This is a genomic window from Arenimonas caeni (genome assembly GCF_003024235.1).
GTDB lineage: Bacteria > Pseudomonadota > Gammaproteobacteria > Xanthomonadales > Xanthomonadaceae > Arenimonas > Arenimonas caeni.
Map to the genome: position 1 here is coordinate 20,847 of NZ_KZ679104.1, position 8,424 is coordinate 29,270.

At 61.6% G+C, this 8,424-nt stretch carries 5 protein-coding genes; 2 read left to right on the plus strand and 3 right to left on the minus strand.

The features are described from left to right. Positions 1–13: 13 nt before the first annotated feature. Positions 14–2,188 carry a VIT domain-containing protein gene (locus C6N40_RS13310; RefSeq protein WP_106991514.1) on the minus strand — a complete coding sequence of 725 codons (2,175 nt, stop codon included), beginning with the start codon at positions 2,186–2,188 and terminating at the stop codon, positions 14–16. Next, positions 2,178–2,585: a helix-turn-helix domain-containing protein gene (locus tag C6N40_RS13315; RefSeq protein ID WP_106991515.1), complete on the minus strand. Its 408-nt coding sequence runs from the start codon at positions 2,583–2,585 to the stop codon at positions 2,178–2,180. The genes C6N40_RS13310 and C6N40_RS13315 overlap by 11 nt, the downstream gene beginning before the upstream one ends. A 344-nt stretch (positions 2,586–2,929) precedes the next feature. Between C6N40_RS13315 and C6N40_RS13320 the strand changes: the two genes are divergently transcribed. Both C6N40_RS13320 and C6N40_RS14180 read left to right on the plus strand, forming a co-directional pair. Then, entirely contained in the window at positions 2,930–6,130 is a 3,201-nt protein-coding gene (locus tag C6N40_RS13320; RefSeq protein ID WP_162782239.1) for an SNF2-related protein, read from the plus strand. Between the two features lie 553 nt (positions 6,131–6,683). After that, positions 6,684–7,832 (plus strand): acetate and sugar kinases/Hsc70/actin family protein, encoded by a 1,149-nt coding sequence (locus C6N40_RS14180; RefSeq protein WP_162782240.1) that lies wholly within the window; start codon positions 6,684–6,686, stop codon positions 7,830–7,832. A 51-nt stretch (positions 7,833–7,883) separates the two neighbouring features. Here the strand turns inward: C6N40_RS14180 and C6N40_RS13330 are convergent. Beyond that, on the minus strand, positions 7,884–8,424 hold a 541-nt coding region (locus tag C6N40_RS13330), incomplete at its 5' end, for a hypothetical protein (protein WP_205208619.1).

The following is an 8,424-nucleotide window of genomic DNA, read 5'->3' on the forward strand; positions in this document are numbered from 1 at the left end:
GAGTCCTCTTGTCCTACTGCGCCGGAAATGCGCCAGGCAGGGCCACGTTGAGCTCCCCGTAGCGAGCCACCGCCAGCGCAAGCGCCACCTCCTCCTCGTCGGCCAGTTTGACGCCAAGGCCGTCGAAGACCGCCAAGGCCAGTCCGACCAGCGTCCCGGAGTCGTGCAGGTGCAGCCGCAGGTGCTCGAAGTAGGACTCTGCTGCCTTCTTCAATTCCGCAGGTAGCAGTCCAAGGAGATCGTGGATGGTGGCCGCTGGTTGGTCGTCGCGAACGATGAGGGTACGCAGGGCCGGGACCATGGCCTCGACAAGCGCCGGAACTTCCGAGAAGTCGAAACTGTCCGGCGGGCGACGCGAGAAAACCGGTTCGTCCAGGTCGAAGAAGCTGGCATCCATGGACGAACCGCCCTTAAGCATCGAAGGATGCGGAACTGGCACGGAGCAGGCGACACGGGCGGATCCCATGGAACGGACCGGGCCCGCCTTGGCCACCATCCCCGCCGGCATCATGGATGGAACCTTGACCATCAAGGGAAGCGACCCGGCACGGTCCTCCTCGGCGCGCTCGTGGACAAGGATGGCCGATGTCTCGCGGGTCAGCAGGCCGTGTGCCAGGGCGATGGCTTGTCGCGCACCCTTGCCGGCCGCCTCGTAGCGGGCCTGACCGAGAATGGCCAGAAGGGCGTCGTCCCCGGCTGGCCTCCGTGCCTCGAGCGAATGGCTGGTGCCACCGACTTGCACCACCACCGGGCCCGTCGGCCTTGCGTTGGCGACTACGGCGACTTCAAGGGCGTCGCCCGGATAGACCGGGGTCATCGGCAAGACCTCTGCGTTGCCTCCGGGCCAGGACAGCGTGACCGGCAGCGGCGCAGGATGTCGCGCCCGGCGGGCCATGCGCGCAGCGGCCGCGTCGATGGGCTCCCCGAGGATGGACCGCTCGATGAGCGCGCCGGTGCCGTGGGCCAGCGGCCGAAGGACCTCGACGCCCGCGCTGCTGCCGACGGCAACGACGAACACGCGAATCCCGGCTTCGGCCAGCGCCTCCCTGGCTCCCGCAAGGTCGCGGAGCTGGACGGCTCCGTCCGTTACCAGGATCACCACGCGGGTGCGATTCTCACGCCTTTCGCCGAGGTCCTGGGCAGCGCGCAGCAGGGAGGCGCCCATTTCCGTGCCCCCGAGATTGGCCTCGAGGCTTCCGGCCAGTTCGTCGAGCGCCTGGCGAACGGCGGACCTGCAGGGCATGAGGCGGCGAAACACGGGTCGGAGGGTGGAGCCGAAGCGCAGAACCTGGATGCGATCCTCGGCGCCCAGCAGCCCGGCGATGGCTCGCACAGCGTCGCGGCTCTGCATGATGGCGTCGCCCGCCATCGAGCCCGAGCCGTCCAGCACCAGGCAAAGGTCCATCGGGCCAGGCGTGGCCGCCTTCTCCGGGACCGGGCCGGTGAGGTTGGCGAGGAACAAGTCGCCGTGTTGGATGACGTCCAACGCAGGCGGCGGAACGGCCAAAAGATCGAACTGGAGGACGACATCCCGATCCAGATAGGCCGACGGAATCGAGATCCGGGTGGTGCTGGCACGGGCCTCGAACTGGACTGCGTGGCTCGGGCAGCTCATCGCCGAGCCGTGGAGCAGCCCTTCGATCTCGACGGCCACGGTCAGCGGATGTTCGGCGGCAATATCGGACTCGGGCCGCTCGAAGTCCTCGAGGGACCACTCGCCGTAGCGGGGCCGCAGCACGGTGGGGAGGCGGAACCAGGCGGACGAACCCGCCACCGGCACCCGGGCGGCGAAGCGCAGCCGCACCGTGGCGGCCTCGCCGGGCATCAGGTTGCCCAGCGACAGCGTCACGATGCCGGGCTCTGGCGTCTGCACCAGGATGGCGGTGTCGCCTTCGGACAGGGCCTCGCCGTAACGCTCCTCCGCGGCTCCCGACGCGATGACCTTGGCGGCCAGCCGCTTCCCGCCGATCTCAGCGTCGAGACCGAGGAAGGCTGCATCCGGTGGCATCGGAAACGTGAGCAGCGCCTCGATGGGCTGGTCGTTGCCATTGCGGAATTGGTGTTCCAGCTCGAAGCGGGACACGAGGTCGCGGATTCGGACATCGACCCGGGTCTGCTGGAGCGGCTGGGTCGGGGCGCCAGCGTGGGAAAGGGCGTTCATGGAAGCGGCCTTCTGGTCAGTCTTCATCTGAGGGGTCTTCCCGGGTTAGTTCGGCGTGCGCCGCCTGGACGGCCTGGAAGAAGCGGCGTAGCCGGGTGGTATCCAGCCCGGCGCGCTCCGGTGCGACCACCAGCTCGATGCCATCGGCCACGATCAGGTGGGAGCGGACCTCGACCCCCCCGGGGCGGGCGGTACTGACGGGCGGGGCCCGGCGGGCGTCGAGCAGGTCGGCGATCGCCTCCAGGGATAGGCCGGCCTCCTGCCATTGGCGTATGCGCAGCAGGGCCGACAGGTGGTCGGCCCCGTAGGTGGCCGCGCGGGTCTCGCCTTGCGGCCGCGGCAGCAGCCCCCGCTGGATGTAGTAGCGGATGGAGCGCTGCGGGACGCCGGACTGGGAGCTGAGCTGTTGGAGGGATAATTTCATTAGGACACCATTGATGTCATAAAGACTGGCATTAATTAGGCGGGCTGTCAAACACGCCTATGAATGACCAGGGACCGCTCCTCTTCGCGCCAAAGGCAGATGCGCGAGCACATGCGGCACCGATTGATCCGAATTGAATGCAACCGGAGCGCGGGGCCACAGGAGTTCTTGGAGAGAAAGAATCAGATCCGAGTCCGACAAGTGAGAAAAACTCTCACAGCGCCGGAACCGGGACGGCGCGCCGACTGGAGGATCCCAGCCATGTAATCTCGTCCTAGCGACCAAGTGTCGAGCGCGGCACCGGAGTTAGGATCGCTGCATCAAGGATGCCTGCGAATGCCAGCATGACGGTATCGCACCAACTCTCCCGGGGAATATTGCTCGTCCTTGTGGAGAACTGCGGAATCGATGGAAATCCAATGACCAGAGATGAATTTGAAAAGAGTCTCTCGACCCAGGGGACGCGAGTTCGCTCCTGCCACGATTCTGGCCTTGTCGGTGAATCCACTGGGCGCGTTCGCGAGGATGGGGACGGTCTCATGGTGCAGGTCCGGTTCCCGGGCCAACAGCCGAGATTCGAGATGGCGGAGGACCTCGAGCCGGCAGAGGTCGAGCTGGACGACATGGAGCAGGTCCTTGCAGGCAGGTTCGCCAGCGCGACCCATCTAAGGAAGCGACTGACATCTGTCCAGCTTGCCGGCCAGATCTCGGAAATGATCTACAGTCTGGACACGACCGAAACCCAGTTCATGCCGCACCAGTTCAAGCCGCTCCTGGCGCTACTGGATTCGCCGTCGAAGGGCGTCCTGATTGCCGATGAAGTAGGTCTCGGAAAGACCATCGAGGCAGGCCTGATATGGACGGAGCTTCGCTTCAGGATCAATGCGAATCGGCTCCTGGTCGTCTGTCCGGCAGTGCTGACGGAAAAATGGAGGCAGGAACTCCACCGGCGCTTTGGCACGAGTGCCCAAGTCATGAGCGCCAAGGAGCTCCTGCAACACATGCAGCAGGGCGAGGCGGCTCCGAGGGTTCCGGCCGTCATTTGCAGCCTTCAGGGCATAAGGCCGCCGTCGGACGCACTGGACCCCGATTCAGAGGCCACTTCCGCCGTAGCGCGCCTAGCGAGGTTCCTAAACGAGTCCCAGGGGCAAACCTTGTTCGATCTAGTGGTGATCGATGAAGCCCACTACCTGCGGAACCATCAGACATCCTCGGCATTGCTTGGACAACTGCTAAGGCCGGTGGCTGAGTACTTTGTCCTGCTGTCCGCAACACCCGTCAACAACCGCAGCACGGACCTCTTCAATCTCGTTTCGCTTGTCGACCCCGACCAGTTCAGGTTCGAAGGTGAGTTCGAGAGCATCTTGGGCGCGAACCGGCCCTTGGTTCGGTTGGCGAATCAACTCAAGAGGCCTGATGCGAGCATAAAGAACGTGCGGGATGCGCTCCAAGAAGCAGGGGAGCACTGGCTCTTCAGTGAGAGCGAAAGCATAAAGCTCCTCGCGCAATCACTTGAGGACCGATCGGACGACGAAGTCCTTTCACCGGAAGAGCGAGTAGACGTAAATCACCGCCTGGAGCGAGTGAACCTTCTCGGACAAGTGATCGTAAGGTCACGGAAGCGAGAGGTTCTGGAGAACCGGGTGGAGAGGAAGGTCAGGAACTTTGCGGTTCCGATGACTGCCGCAGAACGGGAGTTCTATGAGCGCGTCACGGAATCCGTCATTTCCTACGCCCTGAACAATGGTGGCGCCAGGGGTTTCTTGCTCGCCACGCCGCAGAGGCTGATGTCCAGCTGCATGTATGCGGCAGCGGCCCGATGGCTTGCGAGAACTGACGAATGGGAGCAGGGAGAGGTCGAGGAGTTCGCATACGATGCATTCGGCGAGGACGAGGTTTCCGCCGGAGTTTCAGATGTGTCGAGCTATGTTGCAAGGTCGCTCAACGGGCATATAAGCCTTGAAGCGCTCCTTGAGCACGACTCCAAGTACATGAAGCTCGAGGCGCTGATTCGCGAGTACATCCATAGCTATCCCGGTGAAAAGATCATCGTCTTCAGTTACTTCAGGGGAACGCTAACTTACCTGTCCAAGCGACTTGGCGAAGTGGGCATCTCGAACCTTGTGGTCATGGGGGGCGACGACAAGCAGGCGCGGATTGATGAATTCCGTGAGTCAAGCCGCTATAGCGTCCTTCTGGCCTCCGAGGTCGCAGCCGAGGGCGTCGACCTGCAGTTCATGAGGTTGTTGATCAACTACGACTTGCCCTGGAATCCGATGCGGATCGAGCAGCGGATAGGTCGAATCGACCGAATTGGGCAGCAGGCGCAAGCCATATCAATCGCCAACCTAGTCTATGAAGATACGATCGACGATCGCATCCTGACGAGATTGTTCGAAAAGCTGCAAATCTTCGAAGATGCCCTCGGCTGTACCGAGGATGTCCTGCAGGACGGGATAAGCCTGCTCACCCGGGATTTGCTCAACGAGCACCTCACGCCGGCACAACAGGAACTCCGTATCGACCAGGCAAGGGCCGTGATGGAGCAGAATCGGCGCAATCTTGAGGCGATCCAGGCGCATGAAGCTGACTTCGTCGGACTTGGTGAGTTCGTCCGGAATAAGGTCGCTCATGCCAAGAGCACCCAGCGGAGAATTACGGATGAAGACCTCCAGCTCCACATCCGGGAGTACTTGGAAGAAAACGCGCCTGGGTACTCAATGCGGATGGATCCAGGCAGCCAAACGGGATCGATCCAGCTCGGACCCGAAGCGACCGCGAGGCTTATTCGTTTCCGGGAAGCTCGCCAGCTCCCGCGATCAAGGCTAGAGAGTGGAAGCGAGTCTGATGTCGTCATCAGGAACCACGTCAATCGCGGAGTACATGCGGCAAGGTATGAGCTGATCAATCAGTACCACCCCCTAGTCCGCATGATTGCCGAGCATGAGAGTCGGACCCAGCACAGGGACTTGGTGGTGGCTGCAGAGGTAGATGCAGGCGAACTTGGGCCTGAAGTCGTGCCCGGGGATTACGCATTCGCCGCAGAAACCTGGCAGTTCGACGGAGCTCGGCGCGAGGAGACGATACGCGCCTTCTTCCTGCCGGTCCTTGGCGGAATGGAGATCAGCGGAGAGCCTGGATTTGACCTAATCAATGCGCTGCGGTCACAGACAAGGGACTGGATCGATGTGAATCGATGCCTGACCGACAAGCTACATGCCAATAGGTTGCTGGAGGATGCAAAGGCCGCACTGTTGCGGCAGTTTCGGGATGCCAGGAGGCTCTTCCAGGCAGAGAACACCGACCGCATTCGAATCCAGCGCGAGAGCCTAAGGCGCCATCTGGAGCGGCGAACTGACGCGCTACGGGTGGCCATGGCCAGGGTGAGTGAGTCCCATCGTGTGAACTACAAGCGCATGGCAGAAGGACAAATCCGGGAGTTGCGCCAGAAGCACGATGTGGCGGTCGCAGCACTGGACCAGAGGGAGGAGCCCAAGGTCATGCGTAGCGGCTTGGTGTCCGGCTTCGTTCGAATCAGGGGTTGAGCTCGTGGAAAGATCCAGGGGAAGGGGTGGGAACAAACTTGGTGATTTGGCCCCTGATTTCCTTGCCAAGTGGAAATCAGTGAAGACAGGCGGGGCGAATGCCGCAGCAGGGCCAGCCGAGGGGGAGGTCCTGTCCCGGGATGCAACGGAAATCGAACAGACCCTTCGGAGCTGGAAGAAAGGCGCGCCGGATGTCGCCGTTCGGAAGGGAGTTTCAGTTGGGCGAGTCGATCACGGGAAAAGGCGTGATAAGCCGGGGCAAGCCGAGCGAATTGAGCCCGCGAACGGGCGTGCCAAAGAGTACCTGCCCGTGGCGCCTGCGATACAAACGCCTGTAGCCCCGCCCATGCCGAAGCCTCTTCGGGAACGATTAGCCGACGCGTCGGCCGATCCGGACAGAATGCGCATTTCAGCGGCGATGTCTAAGGCGCGAAACCGAACAAGTCCGGCCCCAGTTGCGGAGGACGCGGCTGGGAAGCTGGCAATCCTTGGCTTGGATTTTGGGACGGCTTTCACGAAGGCCGTGGTCCGTTGGGCAGGTCGGCACTACGCAGTGGATTGGTCTGCTGCAGTGGAAGGAGAGGATCGTCACCTGCTGGCTTCGGTGTTTAGCGAAGGCCCTGGTGGTACATGCGTGCTTGGTGCCGTCGAGGCGCCAAACTGGACGGTTCACGATGGAATCAAGGTCAAGATACTGGAGTCAAGCCAAGACACCTTAAGAGTGAACACCCTGGCAGATGCAGTGATTTTCATTGCGCTAGCCTTCCGCTACGTGGGGAGCTGGCTGTCGTCAAGCGGCATCGCCACGACGACCGGTATTCGGTGGCGGCTGCACGTTGGGCTGCCGACGAAGTCATGGGATGACAATCCCACCACCGACGCTTTTCGTGCCGCGGCACAGGCTGGTCGAGTACTCGCGCTTGCGCCGGGCCCGATAAGCCGGGCGGCTGCAGTTGGGGCGTTGAGAATGATCGATCAAGTCGACCGTCCGGCCGTTGACGTGCTTCCCGAGTTTGCCTGTCAACTCTATTCCTACCTTCGGTCAGCCGAGCGAAGGGAGGATCTGCATGCGCTGGTGGATGTAGGCGCGGGCACGCTTGACGTTGCGTACTTCAATGTCTTCAACAAGGAAGGGGAAGAGTTTCTTCCCGTCTTTTCGTCCGAGGTCGAGCGCCTTGGAGCCCATTATTTAATCGCTGCTCTTGCGGGCCATGGCAATGGCTGCGACTGGGAGGATGGTGAGTCATCTTTATCAAATGAACGCGTGGCGCAGAAGATTGGCTGCACCGAGGATGAAGTTGAGAGCCGCCGCTCCCTCTACTTGAGCGCTGTCGCCGCTGTGTTCAACAAGGCGACAAGCGATGCAATGAGAATCTACCCGACATCCCCGGCCGTTCAGGGCCGGGGTAGGCTCCGCCTCTTCTTGTGCGGTGGCGGAAGTCGTATTGGCTCGTTGAGGGAGCGGTTTGGACGAATTGCCGGCGAATCGGAAGGTGTCTTTCGTATGAAGTTCCAGGTCTCGGAGATCGTCAGGCCGCGTGATATTGTCGGTGGTGACGAGACTGGTTTCGACCGCCTTTCCGTGGCATATGGGCTGAGCCAGAATGCGGCCAACATCGGCTACGTTATGCGTAGCGCGACCCTTGAGCCGGTCCTGCCCAGTGAGCGAACCGAGGGAAAGGACCGGGACGACGATCGGTGACATAGGTCTTCATGCGCGCGGTATTTCGCCGTCGCCATTGGAGCCCTGTATTTATGTCTGTTCATCCACGAGGCGTCCTCGCAAGGTCTTCGACAATTGGCCTTGGAGCGCTTCACGCTCGAACAGCTTCGCCCTAAAGTTGAAATCGCTATCTATCTGCACAATCAGGAGCTGCTCAAAGTCACCCTGGCTCTTGACGAATACCTTGTTGGATGATTTCTCCGGGGAAATGGTCTTGACTTCAACCAGTCGCCCACCGATCGTTCCGTCTGAACCCGGGTGATGCGTGCCATGCCGACGCAGGCCCCATTTCACCTCTGCATATAGCTCGCCGAGTTCTCCCCAGATCTGGAGATATCGGCCCGTATTCTCAAAGTGGCGAGAAGCACAGTCGACGAGTTCCTCGAGGATTCTCGCCTGTTCCAGAACGCTTAGTGGATAGCCATCGCGGCCAAAGCTGCGATCCTCGGTTAGTGCGGGCTCATCAACGCCGTCGTCCTCCAGTTGAGATGAGATCCAGTCCCAGCTGATCCATTCACCGTCATCCCAAACGTCGTCGCCTGCGTAAGCTTCCCCGTCAAGCACACAACGC

Coding starts and splice junctions, on each gene's coding strand:
- C6N40_RS13315 (WP_106991515.1), bottom strand. CDS start 2,585: ATGAAATTATCCCTCCAACAGCTCAGCTCCCAGTCCGGCGTCCCGCAG.
- C6N40_RS13320 (WP_162782239.1), top strand. CDS start 2,930: ATGACGGTATCGCACCAACTCTCCCGGGGAATATTGCTCGTCCTTGTG.
- C6N40_RS13310 (WP_106991514.1), bottom strand. CDS start 2,188: ATGAAGACTGACCAGAAGGCCGCTTCCATGAACGCCCTTTCCCACGCT.